General features: G+C 71.9%; 15 protein-coding genes. 4 read left to right on the top strand and 11 right to left on the bottom strand.

Annotated features, from left to right (window positions below):
• Positions 1-160: 160 nt before the first annotated feature.
• Entirely contained in the window at positions 161-571 is a 411-nt protein-coding gene (locus tag POL25_RS34450) for a hypothetical protein (RefSeq protein WP_272090555.1), read from the top strand.
• Between the two features lie 359 nt (positions 572-930).
• Entirely contained in the window at positions 931-3,423 is a 2,493-nt protein-coding gene (locus tag POL25_RS34445) for a hypothetical protein (RefSeq protein ID WP_272090554.1), read from the top strand.
• 269 nt (positions 3,424-3,692) lie between these two features.
• Here the strand turns inward: POL25_RS34445 and POL25_RS34440 are convergent, their stop codons facing one another.
• The 5 genes from POL25_RS34440 to pcnB all read right to left on the bottom strand — a co-directional run bounded on the left by POL25_RS34440 (position 3,693) and on the right by pcnB (position 7,903).
• Positions 3,693-4,127, bottom strand: coding sequence for a GNAT family N-acetyltransferase (locus tag POL25_RS34440; RefSeq protein ID WP_272090553.1), 435 nt, complete (start codon positions 4,125-4,127; stop codon positions 3,693-3,695).
• A 66-nt stretch (positions 4,128-4,193) separates the two neighbouring features.
• Positions 4,194-4,640 (bottom strand): HAD domain-containing protein, encoded by a 447-nt coding sequence (locus tag POL25_RS34435; RefSeq protein WP_272090552.1) that lies wholly within the window; start codon positions 4,638-4,640, stop codon positions 4,194-4,196.
• Positions 4,641-4,957: 317 nt separating this feature from the next.
• Positions 4,958-5,527 carry an endonuclease dU gene (locus tag POL25_RS34430; protein ID WP_272090551.1) on the bottom strand — a complete coding sequence of 190 codons (570 nt, stop codon included), beginning with the start codon at positions 5,525-5,527 and terminating at the stop codon, positions 4,958-4,960.
• A gap of 187 nt (positions 5,528-5,714) precedes the next feature.
• Positions 5,715-6,569 carry a class I SAM-dependent methyltransferase gene (locus POL25_RS34425; protein ID WP_272090550.1) on the bottom strand — a complete coding sequence of 285 codons (855 nt, stop codon included), beginning with the start codon at positions 6,567-6,569 and terminating at the stop codon, positions 5,715-5,717.
• On the bottom strand, positions 6,566-7,903 hold the full coding sequence (gene pcnB / locus POL25_RS34420) for a polynucleotide adenylyltransferase PcnB (protein ID WP_272090549.1): 1,338 nt from the start codon (positions 7,901-7,903) through the stop codon (positions 6,566-6,568). The genes POL25_RS34425 and pcnB overlap by 4 nt, the downstream gene beginning before the upstream one ends.
• 242 nt (positions 7,904-8,145) lie before the next feature.
• Here pcnB and POL25_RS34415 point away from each other — a divergent pair, with 242 nt between their 5' ends.
• Together POL25_RS34415 and POL25_RS34410 are read left to right on the top strand one after the other, a co-directional pair.
• Positions 8,146-8,757 carry a hypothetical protein gene (locus tag POL25_RS34415; protein ID WP_272090548.1) on the top strand — a complete coding sequence of 204 codons (612 nt, stop codon included), beginning with the start codon at positions 8,146-8,148 and terminating at the stop codon, positions 8,755-8,757.
• A gap of 285 nt (positions 8,758-9,042) precedes the next feature.
• Positions 9,043-9,903 (top strand): hypothetical protein, encoded by an 861-nt coding sequence (locus tag POL25_RS34410; RefSeq protein ID WP_272090547.1) that lies wholly within the window; start codon positions 9,043-9,045, stop codon positions 9,901-9,903.
• A 195-nt stretch (positions 9,904-10,098) separates the two neighbouring features.
• On the opposite strand, the gene POL25_RS34405 is transcribed toward POL25_RS34410, so the two are convergent.
• From POL25_RS34405 to POL25_RS34380, 6 genes are all read right to left on the bottom strand, one after another.
• Positions 10,099-11,070: an IS110 family RNA-guided transposase gene (locus POL25_RS34405; protein WP_272084108.1), complete on the bottom strand. Its 972-nt coding sequence runs from the start codon at positions 11,068-11,070 to the stop codon at positions 10,099-10,101.
• A gap of 478 nt (positions 11,071-11,548) precedes the next feature.
• Entirely contained in the window at positions 11,549-11,671 is a 123-nt protein-coding gene (locus tag POL25_RS34400) for a hypothetical protein (RefSeq protein WP_272090546.1), read from the bottom strand.
• Between the two features lie 91 nt (positions 11,672-11,762).
• Entirely contained in the window at positions 11,763-11,885 is a 123-nt protein-coding gene (locus POL25_RS34395; protein ID WP_256254051.1) for a hypothetical protein, read from the bottom strand.
• A complete protein-coding gene (locus POL25_RS34390; RefSeq protein ID WP_272090545.1) occupies positions 11,875-13,905 on the bottom strand; it encodes a tetratricopeptide repeat protein in 2,031 nt (676 codons plus the stop codon). Before POL25_RS34390 ends, POL25_RS34395 begins: the two co-directional genes overlap by 11 nt.
• Before the next feature lie 83 nt (positions 13,906-13,988).
• Positions 13,989-14,705: a hypothetical protein gene (locus POL25_RS34385; RefSeq protein WP_272090544.1), complete on the bottom strand. Its 717-nt coding sequence runs from the start codon at positions 14,703-14,705 to the stop codon at positions 13,989-13,991.
• Positions 14,702-15,649 (bottom strand): hypothetical protein, encoded by a 948-nt coding sequence (locus tag POL25_RS34380; RefSeq protein WP_272090543.1) that lies wholly within the window; start codon positions 15,647-15,649, stop codon positions 14,702-14,704. The genes POL25_RS34385 and POL25_RS34380 overlap by 4 nt, the downstream gene beginning before the upstream one ends.
• Positions 15,650-15,737 lie beyond the last annotated feature (88 nt).

Below are 15,737 nucleotides of genomic sequence, written 5' to 3'. Positions count from 1 at the left end.
AGGCCGTGGGGGCGGACGAAATCGCATGAGGCCGCTGGTGATTGCGGGCACGTCGGCCGCTCGGGGCGACGGGGGCGGGAATGTCCGCGGATGCGGCCTGGCACGGCGGGCGAGCCTGCCCAGGGTTTTCTGCATGCGCAGCGCGAAACTACGATGGGTCATGAGCACGCTGACGGCGGCGATCCTCGGGTTCGCCTGCGAGGAGCCGCCGCCGATGGAACAACCGACCGGGGCGCTGTGCTCGGAGGCGGCGGACTGTTACCCGGAGCTCGATCATTCGCAGCTCGGGACGGTCTTCTGCGAGGACCAATTCGATTACGGCTATTGCACACACACGTGCGAGACGGACGCGGATTGTTGCGCGGTCGAGGGCGAGTGCATGCTCGCGGTGGCGTACGTCTGTACGCCGCTGGCGAACGACACGTCGAAGCGGTGCTGGATCAGCTGCGAGGAGGACGCGCGCCTCGGCGCGGAGCCGATGGCGTATTGCTTCATGCACGCGGGCCCGAACACGGTGTGTCGCTCGTCGGGCGGCGGGAGCGAGAAGCGCGAGGTTTGCTTGCCGCCGTGATTCGGCGCGGGCCGATAGCGTGGCGAATGCTCGCTGTCGTGAAATCGAGAGTGGTGATCGGGACGATGGATTGTGGGTAGAGCGAGAATGTGAGGAGTGTGGCCGCGGCCCTGCGGGAGGCATGAGGCGGTGGAGCGGCGCTGCGTGGCGGTCGGTCGTGATGGATCGCGGGTGATCGAGGCCCGGGGGCGCGAGCGCGGGGGCTCGCGCGTGCAGGGGCGGTGGGCGCGAGCGAGTGACGGCCAGGGGCGCAGGGGCCGAAGTCGCGGCCGTGGGGATGGGATGGCGCAAACGGACGGTACACGCGCGCTTGCGTACGCCGGGGGTGTTGGGGCAAGTTCGCCCTGGAATTGGCCTCCGTGAGCGATCTTGCCCCGACCTCTGCCGCCCCGCCCGAGCCCGCGCGGGCTCCTCTGCCCGCCACGTCGTGGCTCCGCTCGAAGCGGCCGCTCGCGTCGGCGGCGGCGCGGATCTACGTGCCGATGGCGATCATCGCGGGGGGGCTGATCTTCGCGCCGCGCGGGCCGGTGTTCTGGGGGCTGCTGGCGGGGGCGGCGCTGTGGTTCGCGCTGTTCCCGGTGTTCGTGCAAGGGCTGCTCGGGCCGCTCGAGCGGGCGGTGATGGCGGCGACGCCGAGCACGGCGCCAGGGCTGCTCGGCGCGCTGCGCGAGCGCCGGCGGGTGCGGTGGTTCGCTCCGTTCGCGTGGACGGCGATGCAGGAGGGCCGGCTGCACCTGGTGCGCGGCGAGGGGCGGGCGTCGGCCAAAGCGCTGACGGAGGCGGCGCGGCTGGCCGGGACGATGGCCGACCCGCCGGCGGGGATCGTGTCGGCGCAGGCGCACGCGCTGCTGATCGCCGACGTGCCGGAGCAGGCGCGCGACCTGCTGCAGGCGCAGGCGAAGCGCCAGGCGCTCGGGCCGTGGGATCAGCTGCACCTGGCCGCGGCGCAGCTGCTGGCCGGCAAGCCGCGCGCGGACGAGGTGCGGGCGCTGCTCGACACGGCCCAGGCGGCGCTGGGGGCGACGCCGCGGGTGCTGGCGACGCGGGCGCTGCTCGAGCAACGCGCGGGGGCCTCGGAGCCGGCGCTGTCGGCCCTGCGCGGGGCCGAGGCGGGGCTCGAGGCCGGGCCGGACAGGCTGGCGGAGGCGCTGGTCGAGCGGGCGCGGCGGATGCTGCGGCCGGCGGTCAAGGCGAGCGAGAAGCGGGCCCGCAAGCTCGAGGCGCGGGCGGGCGAGCGCAAGGATGTCGTGAAGGACATGTCCTCCGGGGCAGGTCTGAAGGGACAGGCCGCGAGGCGCTCGGATGGCGCGAAGGACATGTCTTCGGGGGCAGGTCCGAATGGACAGGCGGCGGCGAAGGTCGCGAGCGCGCCGCGGCCGATCGAGCCCGGTGAGGCGGCTGTCGCGGCGCCGTCGCGGGGCGAGCCGGCGGTCGCGGGCGGGGTGATGCTGGCGCTGCCGGTCGGCGCGGCGGAGGACGAGGCGGAGCGGCCGGACGGGCGCGAGGCGGAGCAGCCGCGCGGGAAGCGAAACGTCCGCCGGGAGGAGCGGCGGGCGGCCAGGCGCGCGGCGAAGGCCGAGCGGCGAGGGACGGCGCGAGTGACGAGCACGCCGCCGCGCAGCGCGACGCGGCAGGCGGGCAAGCCGGAGCTCGGGTCTGTCTCTTCGGACAGGTCGGGGAAGACGAGTGTGACGGCGCGGGTGGAGGCGCCGGCGGCGAGCCTCGGGGGTCCGGTGGCGCGGGCGGGCGGGGTCGGCGAGGCGCTTCGTGAGCCGCAGGGCGGCGCCGAAACGGTCGTGGGGCGTGCGGCGGCTCCGGCTGGTTCGAGTGTGGCTGTCCTCGGGGACAGGGTCGAAGGGGCAGGTTCCAGGGTCGGCGAGGCGCGGCCGGACGCGAGTGTCGCTGGGGCAGATGTCCTTGGGGACAGGGGCGGTTCGGCGGCTGGTGTCGCTGGGGCGGATGTCCTTGGGGACAGGGGCGGTTCGGCGGCTGGTGTCGCTGGGCCGGATGTCCTTGGGGACAGGGCCGGATTGACGGCTGGTGTCGCTGGGGCGGATGTCCTTGGGGACAGGGCCGGATTGACGGGTAGTTTGTCCGGGGCGGATGTCCCTCGGGACAGGGCCGGATTGACGGCTGGTGTCGCCGGGGCGGATGTCCCTCGGGACAGGGGCGCCGCGAGTGACTCGAAGGCGGGAGCGCCTTCGGCGGGGGCGTTGTTCGGGCATCTCGGGGCGCCGGCGCAGTCGGGGCCGATCGCCGGCCGGCCCGAGACGTCCGGGCCGGTCGCCGCGGCAGGGGTGAAGCCGCCGGCGTTCTCGGTGCCGCTGGCGAAGCCGCCGGCGGTCGCGGGGCTGCCGGTGGGCGGGAGCCCGGCCGGGCGGCCTCCGCTGGGGCTGCCGCCCGTCCCGGTGAAGAGCCCGCCGGCTGCGAGCGGGCCGACGTTGCCGGCGTCGAGGCCCGCTGCGCCGCCGCTCGCGGGGGCGTCGATGGCCCCGCCCGTGCCGGTGGTTCCGGGGGCGCCGCTGCTGCCGCCGAGGCCCGCTGCCGGGGCGCCGTTGCCGGGATCTCGGCCTTCGGCTGCCAGCGCGCCGCTGGCGGCTTCAGGCGGGTCGCTGGTGCCGCCGGCTTTCCCCGCCGCTCCCTTGGTGGCGCCGCCGCTCATGCCGCCGGGAGGAAAGCTGTCCCCGCCGGTGGCGCAGGCGCCGAGCGTGGCGCCGCCCGTGGTGTCCGCGGCCGCACCGGCAGCGCCAGGACCGGGCGTCGAACCGCCGGCGGCGGCAGGAGCAGAGGACGCGGAGTGGGATTCGCTGCTCGACGCGCTCGACGGGGCCCCGGGGCCGAAGCCGCTCTAGAAGCATGTTCGAAGGGGCATGTCTGGATGGACATGCCCCTTGAGGCAGGTTTTAAACGAGGCGCGGAGAGAGCAGGGACCGCGGTGACGACGGCTGCCTGCGCGCCGCGCATGTGTCGGGACAGTGCGACAGTTTCGAAAATGGTTCGAGAGACATGTCTCGAAGGACATGTCTCTTGAGACCGAAACCTGGACGAGGCGCGGAGACAGCGTGGACCGAGGCGCGGCGGCAGCCCCTGAGCTCGGCGGTCAACTCCTCGCTATGTCCATTCAGCGGCCCGGGCGGGGCAGGCGGAAGATGACCTCGCCGCTGCGGGAGCGGCCGGTGTCGGACCAGCCGGCGGCGCGATAGAAATTGTCGGCGCGGGTGCCGACGGCGGTGGTGAGCTGCACGGCGTCGACTTCTGAGAAGGTCCACAGCCAGGCGACGGCGTGGTCGAGGAGCACGCGGCCGATGCCGCGGCGCTCGTGGGCAGGGTCGACGAAGAGGGCCCAGATCGATCGGCCCCCGGGGTGCGCCGAGGAGAAGCCGAGGATGACGCCGTCCTCCTCGCCCACCCACGAGCGGCCGGGCCCGCGAATGTGCTCCTCGTAGTCGGGGACGGTCACAAGCGCGGGGTTCGAGAGGATGTTCTCGCGGACGGCGGCGCGGATGACCTGTAGACGCGGGATGTCGGCGAGATCGGCCTGGCGGTAATGCAGCACGGGCCGAGGATAGAGCGCCGAAGGTCGCTGCACCAGCCGGGCCAGGGCGCGACTTCGCGGCGCTGCTCAGTCGGCGAGCCGGGCGAGCACCTGGGGGAGCTCGCGGGCGGTGAGGCCGTGGAACCGGCTGGTCTTGACCAGATGACCCGGGAGCTCGGGCATGTCGAACTGATCGTCGATGGCGACGTAGCGGGTCGGCGGCTCGGACTGCGCGTCCAGCCAGGCGCGGATCTCCCGACCGCGGCGCGGGCCGTCCACGTCGGGCGTGATGCCGACGACCTGGGCCTCGCAGCCGGCGGCGGCGAAGCTGGCCCGCAGCTCGTGGAGAGGTAGTGACAGTCGCCACGAGGACGAGACCACCACGACGGCGCCGGTGGCCCGCACGATCTGGTTGAGCACGGCGACGTTGTGCGGATCGAAGCACGCTCCGAGGCCCGGACGCTCGGGCTCGCCTGGGGTGCCGAGGTTGTTCATGACGCCGTCGATGTCGAGGAAGATGACCTTGGGCGGCACGTTTATCAGGCTAGCATCGCGACAGGGCCGACTGCGAGGGGCATGGATCCGCGCGCACGATTCGTCGGACATGTCGCCAAGGTCAGGCCGCACACGCGGCTCGGGTGGTCGCCGAGTCGAGCCCCGACCACGCATCGCGCTTCGTGGAACGTGGGAGCTGCAACGACTCGGGCGGCCTCCGAGCTGCGGTCGCCAAGCACGCGGGCAGTCGCGAATGAAATGCGTCAGAGCAGGAATTCGCCGGGCTCAAAGGGCCTATGGACGATCCTGGAGTGAATGTTTGCACCTGTCTTTTCAGGCAGGTCCGCAAGGGGCGTTCAGGCCCGACCCTTGCTGTACCCGCGCCCGTATGCGCCGGCGATCAGGTGAGCCAGCCGCAACGGCTCGGGCAATGCCCCGTGAACGCGGCCGCGCTCGAGCAAGAGAGCAGCCTCGGCGGGGCTCAGGCCCTTGCGCTGACACCATACGCCGGCGAGCGGCTCCATCGCGCCAGCGCGCTGGATCAGGTTCCACTTGCGGGCGCCGCCGGGGAGCCGCTCCAGGGCTGCGCGGATCTTGGCGAGATTGGGGGGTCGGCGAGCGACGACGAGGATCGGGCGAGCGATCGCCTCGTGCAGCGCGTCGAGGTCGACGACGTTGAAGCCGGCGAGGGCGATGCCCTGCAGGACGACGGCCTGGACCGCCTCGGCGAACGGCGAGCCGAGGAGCATGGCGGCGATCCGCCGCGCGGCGTCAGCACCGTCGCGCCGGACCTTGCCGCGCAGGACGCCGTCGAGCCGGCCGGAGGTGCAGATGGTGCCGATGATCGCCACGTCGCCCCGATGCTCGCGCGCGAACGGAGCGTCGTCGACGCCGAGCAAGTTGGAGAGGCGACGGACTGCAGTCATGGGCTCACAGACGCGGAGGGCGCAGGCGCGGAGGGTCCAGAGCGATCGGCCGGCGCGTAAAGCGAGTCGAGGCTCGGCGGGCGGCGCGCCAGCAGCCGAGAGCCCGAGAGCGCGAGCGAGGACGGAGCTCGAGCCTGGAGCTCACGGGCGCCGCGAGCGAGTGAGATGGCCCGAAGAGCATGTCGTTTCAGACATGTCTCTTGGTACACAGGACGCACTGCGAGTCGACGCCGGGGACGAGGCGGGTGCCGCGGAAGTTGCCGCCGAGGCTGTCGAGCTCGAGGCCGGCGGCGGCGACGAGGTGGCGCAGCTCTTCGGGGAAGATCTGGCGGTGGGCGAGGTGGACGACCTGGACCGGCTCGGGCGGCGGCTTGAAGGCGCGCGGGCGCTTGGGGGCGTCGTCGTAGAAGATCCGGACGTGGCACACCTGGGTGTGCGGGTCGTAGCGGTGATTGGTCGAGTAGACCATCGGCGCGCCGGTGCGCGGGTGGGTGAAGTGGGTGACGCTGTGGCGCTCCTCGGGGTCCCAGGTCAGCCACTCGAGGTCGGGCAGGAGGACGTCGAGGGCGAACCGCCCGCCGGGCACGAGCACGCGCGCGGCCTCGCGGAAGCAGCGCAGCAGGTCCTCCCACGAATAGAGGTGCATGAGCACGTTGAAGGGGGCGAACACGAGGTCGGCGCTGGCGTCGGGCAGCGGCAACGCGGTGATGTCCCCGAGGACAGGTTCGAGGCGGGCGGCGACGTCGCTCGGGAGGTCGGCGGCCTTGCGCCGCAGGTGGTCGAGCATGCTGGGCATGCGGTCGACGGCGACGACGCCGTGGCCGTCGTGACACAGCGGGAGGCTGATCCGTCCGGTGCCGGCGCCGAGCTCGACGACCCGCTGGCGCGGGCCGCGGTCGCGGGCGAGGCCGCGGTACCAGGCGACGTCGTGGCGGTGGTCCCGGTACTCGAAGTCGTAGAGCTCGGGGTCTTCGTAGTGCTCGCTGGTGCCCAGTCGCAGCAGGGCCTCGGGGTCGAGGGGGCCCTTGCTGCGCCGCGTCACGGCGAGCCCGATTCGGCGGAGTGACGCCGACCGTCTGGCCGCGTCCGCCGCCGCCGCTTGCGCCGCGGGCCGCTGTCGTAGTCGCCCTCCGACTCGACGCGCAGCGGCTGGGTGACGGCGGCGAGCCGCTGCCAGTGTCCGAGCTCGCTGCCGTCGCCGCCGCGGGCCTTGACGGTGAGGCCGAGGAACACGAGCGCCTCGTGGAAGTACTGGCGCTGGACCAGCGAGGGCCGCCGCTTCTTGCGGTTGAGCGACTCGACCATGCGCCGGTGCGCCATGAGGATCTGCCGCGCGAGCTCGCGGTCGCGGCGGGCGACGCCGAGGCTGACACACACCGGGCCCATGAGGTCGTCGATCAGGCGGTCGAGGCCCTGGCGGCTGGCGGTGTGCCACTGCTCGTCGAGCAGCGGGGCGAACAGCACGGCCAGGAGCACGCCGTTGCTGGCGATCTGGCTGGTGGCGCTGGTGTACTCGTCGAGCGCCTCGAGCAGGTTCCACATGACGCGCGAGGGCTCGCCCGCGCGGGTCTTGCTGGCCGGACCGGCGAGGCCGTTCGGGCTGAGCTTGCGGTAGAGGTCGACGTAGCTCGGCATGAGCTCGGTCATCAGCCGCGCCTCGAGCAACAGCTCGAAGCTGCGCCGCGCCGCGCCGCCGCGCAGGAGCTTGTAGATCTCCTCGAGCACGCGAGCGCGCGAGCACTTGCCGATGTGACCGACGGTGTCGAGCAAGGCCCGCCAGGTGGCCTCCTCGATGGTGAAGTCGAGCCGCGCGGCGAACTTGACCGCCCGCAGCATGCGCACAGGATCCTCCTGGAAGCGCAGCAGCGGGTCGCCGATCGTGCGGATGACGCCGCGCTCGAGGTCGGCCAGGCCGTCGACGAAGTCGACGATGGCGTCGGCGTCGGTGTCGTAAAAGAGGCCGTTGATGGTGAAGTCGCGCCGCCGCGCGTCATCCTCGACCGAGCCCCACTCATTGTCGTGAGTGATGAGCGGGTCGTCCTCGGCGGTGATCGGCGTGGTGCGGAAGGTGCTCGTCTCGATGATCTTCGGGCCGAAGAACACGTGCGCGAGCTTGAACCGGCGGCCGATGATGCGACAGTTGCGGAACGCCTTGCGGATGGCCTCCGGAGTGGCGCTGGTGGCCACGTCGAAGTCCTTGGGGCGCCGCTTCAGGAACAGGTCGCGGACACAACCGCCCACGAGATAGGCCTCGTGGCCCCCGGCGACCAACTTACGGACGACCTTGAGCGCGTCCGGGTCGACGTCACGGATGGAGATGGCCCCTTGAAGGCGCGGCGTCGGGACGGAGGGGCTGCTTGCCTTCGCTTCGGGCATCGCGTGCTGCTGCGCCCCTCTACCACACGGGGGGCCCGAGATGGTGGAAAGCCGCTCTTGCGCGAACTCGCGCGAACGCGAGGCGGTTTAATAAAGGGGTGACGGGCCGGCGCTCAGGGCGCGGAGTGGAGACTGTTTGGATGGCGGAGCGCTGGATGCGCTTTTTGGCGAGGCGGGCATGGGGTTCAAAGGGCCATTTTTTCGGACGGATCGGCTCCGGGCCGGGGATGCTGCGGGCACCGATGGCACGCGTCCTGACCCGCTCGCTGCTCGTCACGGTCGCGCTGATCGTGGCGGGCTGCCCGCTGACCCCGGAGTTCGTCGGCGCGACGATCACCACCACGGACAGCGGCGCGAGCGGCGAGCCGGTGGCCACGACGACCGGGCCCGACGAGGGCGCGAGCACCACGACCGCCCCGGGCGACACGACGGGGCTACCGGGCGGCGCCTATGGCTCGGTCTGTGAGCTGGTCGGCAGTCGCCCCATCATCAACTTCACCGCGATCAGCCCCCAGCCGGCGTGTGATGGCGGGATCTGCCTGCTGGTCATCGACAAGGCCTACCAGTGTGAAGCCGACCCCGACTGCGGCGCCGATGCGCCGTGTGATGGGGGGATCTGCTCCGTCTCGAAGGCGATGCTCGCGGAGGGCCAGCGCTGTACGCAGGGCTGCGAGGCGGTGGCGGATTGCCCGCCGATCCCCGGCTGCATGACGGGGGCCACCTGCAGCACGGTGCTCGTGTCCGACGAGCTGTGCTGCCAGAAGGTCTGCGTGTGCAAGGACTCGGCGTACCTGCCCGGGCTCGAGAGCCTGCAGATGCTGTGCGACGAGGAGCCGGAGCTGGTCTGCCAGTGAGCCCGGCGCCTCGCTGGTGTTGATCGCAGCGGGCTGTCGGGAGGCCCGCTGAACTGTTGCGGGCGCTCGGGGTCTCGAGACTCGCGTGCACGGAGCGGATCGGCCTCGCGTCGGGGGGGCCGAGGTTCGTTGCCGCGCAAAGCGGGGCGGAATCGCTCTGGATGGGGGTGAAATACTTGGAAGTCGGCTGGGAAATATCGCTCGCTTGATCTGAACCAGATCACGCGCTGCATTGACCCCACTGCTTGTCGGGCGCACTTTACTGAACAAGCGAGCAAGCTGACCATGAGTTCCGGATTCACCACCCTGCAAGTCCTGTCGTCCTGCACCGGCCTGCACGTGATCCTCGGCAGCCGTGCCGGTGCTCCGGTTCCCTCGGCCTCGCCGGAGCTGGCTCTGGCCGGTCTGCTCGGCGAGTTCGAGGCGCGTGGCGAGCGCGTGACGGTGGTGACCCTGCGCCTGGCCAGGCGCGAGGACGCCAGCTGGGCCGAGCCGGCGCTGCGCTGGCTGACGGCCCACGGGCGGCGGGTGATCCTCCGCAGCCCGGCCACCCTGGCCCGCTCGCTGGTCCTGCGGGCCAAGGACTGCCAGGCGTCGGTGGCGTACGAGATCGCGCACCAAAAGGTGGAGGTTCAGCGCGCTCTGCTGGGCGCCGACGCGGAAGCTGCGCCGGCTCTCTTGCTCCAGGCCCAGTACCTGCGTCGCCTCGGCGTGCCGGTCTCGGTCCACCTGGGGCCGCTGATGGCGGGCCTCCACGACCGCCCGCTGGGCCCGGACTTCGAGCCGCTGCTCCGCCACATCGCCGCCGCCGAACTGCGCGATCTCCACTTCGTGCCGGGCCGCCTGACCCCCGCCCGCATCCAGGCGCTCTCGGGCGTGCTCGACGCCGACACCATGGGCTCGGTGCTGCGCCGCTACGGCGTGCCCCCGGCCGCGCAGAGCCGCGACGCGACCCCGACGAGCACCGGCTGGCGCCTGACGGCGCAGGCGACCGTCGGGATGGTCGAGGGCCTCAAGGGCCTGGCCGAGCGTCACGGCATGCGCCTCGACGCCTGCGGCTGCGCGGCCCACTGCCACCGCGACGAGCAGCGTCGCGAGGTGGTGTCGGTCCAGGGTCCGGGGCTGTTCGCGGCCCACGGCTGGTGAAGGGACCCGGGGCCTCGTCGACGGCTAGGCCCGACGGGCGTGCGGACGCGGAGCAAGGGGCTCCCGTGGGCCTGGCCGCCGCGGCGTCGGGGCTGACTTGGAAATGTCGAGCTGTCCGAAGAGACAGGTCGATGCTGCCGACCGCGATCGGTTCGCCCCGCTCGGGCGACGCGAGCGAGCAGTTGTGTTGCGGCGTCAAGTCGGATTCGACCAGGGCCTGTCATGAGCGACCATAGCGTTGAGGATGACGATCAGCTTGCGCATGCAGGCGGTGATGACGACCTTGTAGAGCTTCCCGGCGGCCGTGAGGCGCTCGTAGAGCGCCCGGATCGGCGGATTCCACTTCGCCGCGCTCACAGCGCCCATGTAAAGCTTGTCGCGGACTTCGTTGCGGCCACCCTTGACGGAGCGCTTGCCGTGCTGGCGGCCGCTGTCGCGGTTCATCGGAGCGACGCCGACGAGGGCACTGATCTCGCGGCGGCCCAGGCGACCGAGCTCCGGGAGCTCCCCGACGAGCGTGGCGGCGATGATCGGCCCGATCCCCGGTGCCGTTCGCAGGAGCGCAGCTCGCTTGGCGTCGTCGGGGTTGCCCTCGACCGCTTGCTTGAGCTCGGCCTCGACGCTGGCGATCGACTTCTCCAGCTCCTCCAGGAGCGGCTGAAGGTGCCTTCGGGTCGTCTCGCTCGCCGTCTTCAGGCGGTTGTTGTAGGCGGTGCGGGTGTCGACGAGGTCGCTGCGCACCCCTCGGAGGTCCGCGATCTTGCTCTGGTTCTCGGTCGGCAACATCGCCGGCTCGGGTCGTCGCACCTCGGCGAAGTACGCCAGCATCAGGGCGTCGATCTTGTCGGTCTTCGCCAGGAGCCCCATCGAACGGGCAAACGCCCGGGCATGGTTGGGCTGCACCAACGCAGCGCGAAGGCCTGCCTGTCGCATCGCGAGGTACGCACGCCGCTCGTAGCCTCCACTCGCCTCGAGCACGATGAGGACGGGATCGAGCTGCTGGAGGCGCTCGATCAGCGCCTCGATCCCTGCTTCGTTGTTGGCCGACGCCCATGCCTGGTGAGCTCGCTTCGTCGGCTGCGAGGCTTGGCTCGGGTCCACCGCCTTGACGGCGACGTCCAACCTGTCCTTCCCGACATCGATCCCGATGAAGTACACGCGCTTCATGTGTCGTTCTTCCCTTCCGTGGCTGTCCTGCTCGTTGCTTCGCTTGACCTACCGCCCACCCTTGTAGGATTCGAGCTGGCTGACGCTCATGCAGTTGTCCGGGCTCTTGAGGTCAAACTCGAACTTCGGGGCCTCGTCTCACGCGCGGGCTCGCTGCCCCAGGGACCCACGGCCTCTCGAAGTCCTCCGAGAAGTCTCGCCCTGCGAAGGAAGAAACGGCGGTACGACAGCTTACGAACCCGGCAGCGGTGGGGCCGATTTGAGTCCGCAGCCCCACAATCATCCAAGAAAAATCGAGATCGAACTTCGGGGGACCACACTCGCTACCGGGCTCGAAGCCCCAGGGACCCTCGGCCTCCCCGAAGTTCTGGAGGCTTCGCCGCGTCGGGCTCACCTCGTGCGAGGAACATACAAGGGGCCCGGACGCGTGGGAGGTCACTTCGCAGGCTCGCGCCTCGCTGGCCTCGCCGAGGCGGCACTACTTGCCCTGGACGACGCGGACCTGTCTGCGCCGGGATCGCGGCGGGCTCGGGGTGACTGTCCCCGAGGCCAGCTCGTGGTCGATGCCGGGGACGCCGCGCAAGTCGCGGGCTCGGCTCACGGAGTGGTTTAAAACAATTTGGCGCGCGGGAGGTCGCGGAGGGCGACCTGTCCCGAGCGCCAGGTGGGGCTCGATGCGAGGGAGACGGGGCTCAGGTGGCGCCGTCGGTCTCGTCTTGCTTGTCGAACTCTTCGACGGTCTGCAGACAGGCCATGCTGCCGGCGGCGATCATGAGGGCCGTGAGGAGCAGGAACGAGAAGAACTTACGGCTCATGGGCGAGGACTCCGACGGGGTCGGCTGAGAGTATCGATGAAGGTTCGAACAGCCGCAAGGCGTCGCGGTGCCGCGCGACAAGCGCGGTCCGATCGTCGGGATCGGCGGCGAGCCAGGCGGTTTTTTCGTGGAGCAGGAGCTCGGTCGCGGCGGTCGGACGTCCGAGGTCGAGGAGCAGCTCGATGTTCGCGAGCAGGGCTTCGGGTCGCTCGGGGGCCAGCGCGAGGGACCGTTGATAATGGAGCGTTGCCTGCTCCGGGTCGGCGAGGCGATGGAAGATCCGCCCCGCGGTCGCGTGCAGCTCCGGGCTGTACGGGTAGCTCGCCAGGCCCTCGGCGAGGTGACGGCGGGCCAGGTCCGTGCGTGTCGTCTCGGAAGTCGCGGGCAGGTCGAGGCTCACCTCGGCGAGGCCGGCGAAGATCCCCGCGTTGCGGTCGGGGCTGACGGCGAGGGCCGCCTGGTAGCGGCGGTAGGCCTCGGGCCAGTCCTCGCGGGCGGCGGCGAGGCGGGCGAAGCACAGCTGCGGCAGCTCGTAGCGGGGGTCGTGGCGCTCGGCGTTGCGGCAGTGGGCCTCGGCGCGGGCGAACGCCAGGGCCTTGTCCTCGCGCGGGGCGTCGGCAGGGACGTTGCGCAGCACCAGCTCGCCGAGCACCGCGAGGGCGCGGGCCGAGTCGGGGGCGCGCACGTGGGCCACGCCCCACAGGTGCGAGTTGTCGCGGTAGACCGCGGCCGTGGCCACGCGCACCGAGCCCTGGACGACCACCACGGCGGCCAGCGGGGCGACGCGGGCGAACAGTCGCATGTCCTCGGGGACATGTCGAGACAGCCAGCGACCGGCGGTCAGCAAGAGCGCGGCCAGGCCGAGGCAGACCGGCACGCTCGGCAGGTACATGAAGCGGTCGGCCCGCATGTTGGGCATCGGGAACAGGTTGCTGGTCGGCAGGGCGAGGGCGAAGGCGCCGAGGATCGCCAGGGCCACCAGCGGGCGACGGCGGGCGCAGGCGAGGCCGTAGCCGGCGAGCGCGAGCAGGGCGGCGCCGGCCAGCAGCACCGCGGGCTCGCGGAGGCCGGCGGCGCGGTCGGTGTATTCGGGCGAGAGGCCGAGCGGGACCAGGATCTGCTGCAAGTAGCCGAGGTGGATCGGCAGCGAGGCGGCGAGCACCGGGCCGAGGCCGACGCGGTGGCTGAAGACGCGCAGGTTGCCTGCGCCGTACGGGTCGAGGGCGCCGTAGAGGGCGAAGGTGTAGGCGATCACGGCGGCGACGCCGAGGGCGAGGGCGAGGGCGCCGCGCAGCAGGTGGGTCACCGGCGGGCGCGGGCGCCACGGCGAGAGGCCCTCGGCGAGCAGCCACAGCGCCGGGATCGCGCCGGCGCTGAGCTTCATCGAACATGCCCCGAGAGACAGGAAGGCGGCGAGGGCGAGGCGGCGGCGCGAGGCGGCGAGGGCGGCGGCGAGGCCGAGCAGGGCGGCCAGGAGGTCCTCGCGGTACGAGACGACGGCGACGGCCTCGGCGTGGATCGCCAGCAGGCCGAACAGCGCGGCTGTCCCGAGGGCCAGGTCGAAGGGGGCCCCGAGCACGCGCAGCCAGCGGACCAGGACGGCGCAGACGCCCAGGTGGAGGGCGATCGAGAGGGCGTGGTGCAGGCCGGAGGACAGGCCGATGAGCTGGTAGCCGAGGAGGTCGAAGACGACGAGGCCGGGCCGGAAGGCGTCAGGGACGTGGCGGGCGATCGCCTCGGGCGAGAACAGCAGCGCGAGGTCGGCCGGCGCGCGCAAGAACCCGTTGGCGACCAGGGTCCAGCCGTCGTCGTAGACGAACTGAAAGCCGAGCAGCGGCACGTGAACGAGGGCGATCAGGGCGAGGACGCCGAGCACGGCGACCCGCGGGGACAGGGAGCCGGGTGTCCCGAAGGACAGGTCGGGCGAGGCGGCCTCGCGGGCGCGCGAGCTCATGCCGTCTGTCCCGGTGGACAGGTCGTCACGTCCGTGCGGCGTCATCCCGCCTGTCCCGGAGGGCATGTCCGTAGCGACAGGACCTTTCGGACCTGGCGTCTTCGCCATGTCCTCGGGACCAGCTGGCGCGGAGGACATGGCCGCGGGCGCTAGTTGCCGGGGGCCGGGGCGGGGCCCTCGGTGGCGGGCCCGGGCTGGGCGGAGGCGCCCTCGGCGGCGGGCCCGGGGGCCAGGCCGGGGCCGGCGGGCGAGGCCTCGCCCGAGACGACCAGCGGCGCATCGGCCGGCTTGTGGTCGGGGTGGAACTCCTCGCAGCGGCCGCGCGGCGCGGTCTCGCGGCGGCGCTTGGGCGCGAGCGGGCCGCAGCGCGACCAGTCGACGCTGTAGGCGATCAGGGCCATCGCCGCGAACGCGACCGCGGTCAGGCCGAGGCCCCAGCTGGCCTTGCTGAGGCGGTTGCCGTTCTCGACCGTGCGGTTGTAGTCGTCGTAGGTGAAGCCGTCCTCGAAGTAGCCGTCGTCGAGCTTGCGACGCAGGCCGTAGGAGGCGAAGCTGGTGGCGATCGTGCCGACGCCGGCGGCCACGGCCATCGAGATCCCGAGGTAGAACAGGATCGGCGTGACCGGGCGGCGGCGCTTGCCGGCGCGGTCCTCCGCCGGCGGCGGGGACGGATCTTGCGCGGCGTAGAGCGTGCGGATCTCGAAATTCGAGCGGGTGCCGAGGTTGCCGATCGAGGCCAGTCGACGATCGGGCTGCGGCAGGTCGGCCGCGGTCGTGGCACAGGCGGTGGTGAGCGCCAGCGCGGCGACCAGCAGTCGGCGGGGGACGTCGTGGCCCGCGGGGCCGTGGAGCGGTCGGTGGGTCATCCGCTGGTCTCGGTTTCGCTGGTGGGAGCTTCCGTGTCGCTGACGTCGGTGTCGGTGCCGATGGTGTCGGCCGGCAGATCCTCGGGCACGCAGATCGCCAGTTCCTCGCTGCAGGTGAGGCCTTCGCGGCAGGTGGTCGCGTCCTCGCCGAGGCAGGTCGAAAGGCACAGGCCGAGGCCCTGGACGCAGATCTCGCCCTTCTCGCAGGTGTTCTCGCCGGCTGGGTCGCACTTGACGATGCAGGTCGAGAACCCGCCGAACGCGTAGCACTGGGCCGAGTCGGCGCACGGGGTGGCGTTCTCGTGGGCGCAGTCGGGCAGGCACATCGCGCCGCTGCAGTACTGTCCCGGAGGACAGGCGCGGGCGCCCTCGGCGTCGCAGCGGATGCCGCACAGGCCGGTGCCGATGAGGTCCTCGAGGCTGGAGCTGCCGCTACCGCCGCCGCCGAAGCCGCCGTTGCTGCTGCCGCTGCCGCTGCTGCTGCCGAACAGATCTTCGATCAGCGCCAGCTCGATGTCGTCGCCGAACAGGACGCACTTCTGGGACTGCGAGCAGGTGGCGTCGGGGTTGGGGAAGCGCTCGTCGTCGTAGCCGCAGGCGGTCGCGCAGGTGCCGTTGAAGCAGAGTCTATGGCCCTTGTCGGCCGGGCAGACGTCGGTGCTGAGCTCGCACGGGTACTCGCACAGGCCGTCGAGGCAGGCCTGGCGGGCCTCGTAGAACTTGTTCTTTTCGGCCTCGAGCACCTCGTCGCAGTCCTCGGCCAGCTGCAGCCCGGCGGCGTCGGCGTCGGGGATGGCGATCAGGTCGCCGCGGCAGGTGAGCACCTGGCAGTCGCCGTCGATCTTGCAGTTGTAGCGGAACGACGGCGGCGGGTTGGCGCTGAGGAAGCAACCGCCGAGGGCGCCGAGAGCGAACGCGAGGGCGAGAAGCGGGCGGCGAGACATCGACAAGGCGCTCATATCACAGGGGTGGCTGCGCGTTCGGCGCTATTGGTCCGGAGGGCCGCGACGGGGCTGTCCGATCGCGTGAGAC

The organism is Nannocystis bainbridge, assembly GCF_028368995.1.
GTDB lineage: Bacteria > Myxococcota_A > Polyangia > Nannocystales > Nannocystaceae > Nannocystis > Nannocystis bainbridge.
Note: the sequence above shows the minus strand (reverse complement) of the source record. Positions and strands in the feature narration are given on the sequence as shown.

What these genes read in the sequence shown, in the direction of transcription:
- POL25_RS34395 (WP_256254051.1), bottom strand. Translation starts at nt 11,885, where the DNA reads ATGAGCCGTAAGTTCTTCTCGTTCCTGCTCCTCACGGCCCTCATGATC.
- POL25_RS34410 (WP_272090547.1), top strand. Translation starts at nt 9,043, where the DNA reads ATGAGTTCCGGATTCACCACCCTGCAAGTCCTGTCGTCCTGCACCGGC.
- POL25_RS34390 (WP_272090545.1), bottom strand. Translation starts at nt 13,905, where the DNA reads ATGCCCTCCGGGACAGGCGGGATGACGCCGCACGGACGTGACGACCTG.
- pcnB (WP_272090549.1), bottom strand. Translation starts at nt 7,903, where the DNA reads ATGCCCGAAGCGAAGGCAAGCAGCCCCTCCGTCCCGACGCCGCGCCTT.
- POL25_RS34405 (WP_272084108.1), bottom strand. Translation starts at nt 11,070, where the DNA reads ATGAAGCGCGTGTACTTCATCGGGATCGATGTCGGGAAGGACAGGTTG.
- POL25_RS34430 (WP_272090551.1), bottom strand. Translation starts at nt 5,527, where the DNA reads ATGACTGCAGTCCGTCGCCTCTCCAACTTGCTCGGCGTCGACGACGCT.
- POL25_RS34385 (WP_272090544.1), bottom strand. Translation starts at nt 14,705, where the DNA reads ATGACCCACCGACCGCTCCACGGCCCCGCGGGCCACGACGTCCCCCGC.
- POL25_RS34380 (WP_272090543.1), bottom strand. Translation starts at nt 15,649, where the DNA reads ATGTCTCGCCGCCCGCTTCTCGCCCTCGCGTTCGCTCTCGGCGCCCTC.
- POL25_RS34415 (WP_272090548.1), top strand. Translation starts at nt 8,146, where the DNA reads ATGGCACGCGTCCTGACCCGCTCGCTGCTCGTCACGGTCGCGCTGATC.
- POL25_RS34450 (WP_272090555.1), top strand. Translation starts at nt 161, where the DNA reads ATGAGCACGCTGACGGCGGCGATCCTCGGGTTCGCCTGCGAGGAGCCG.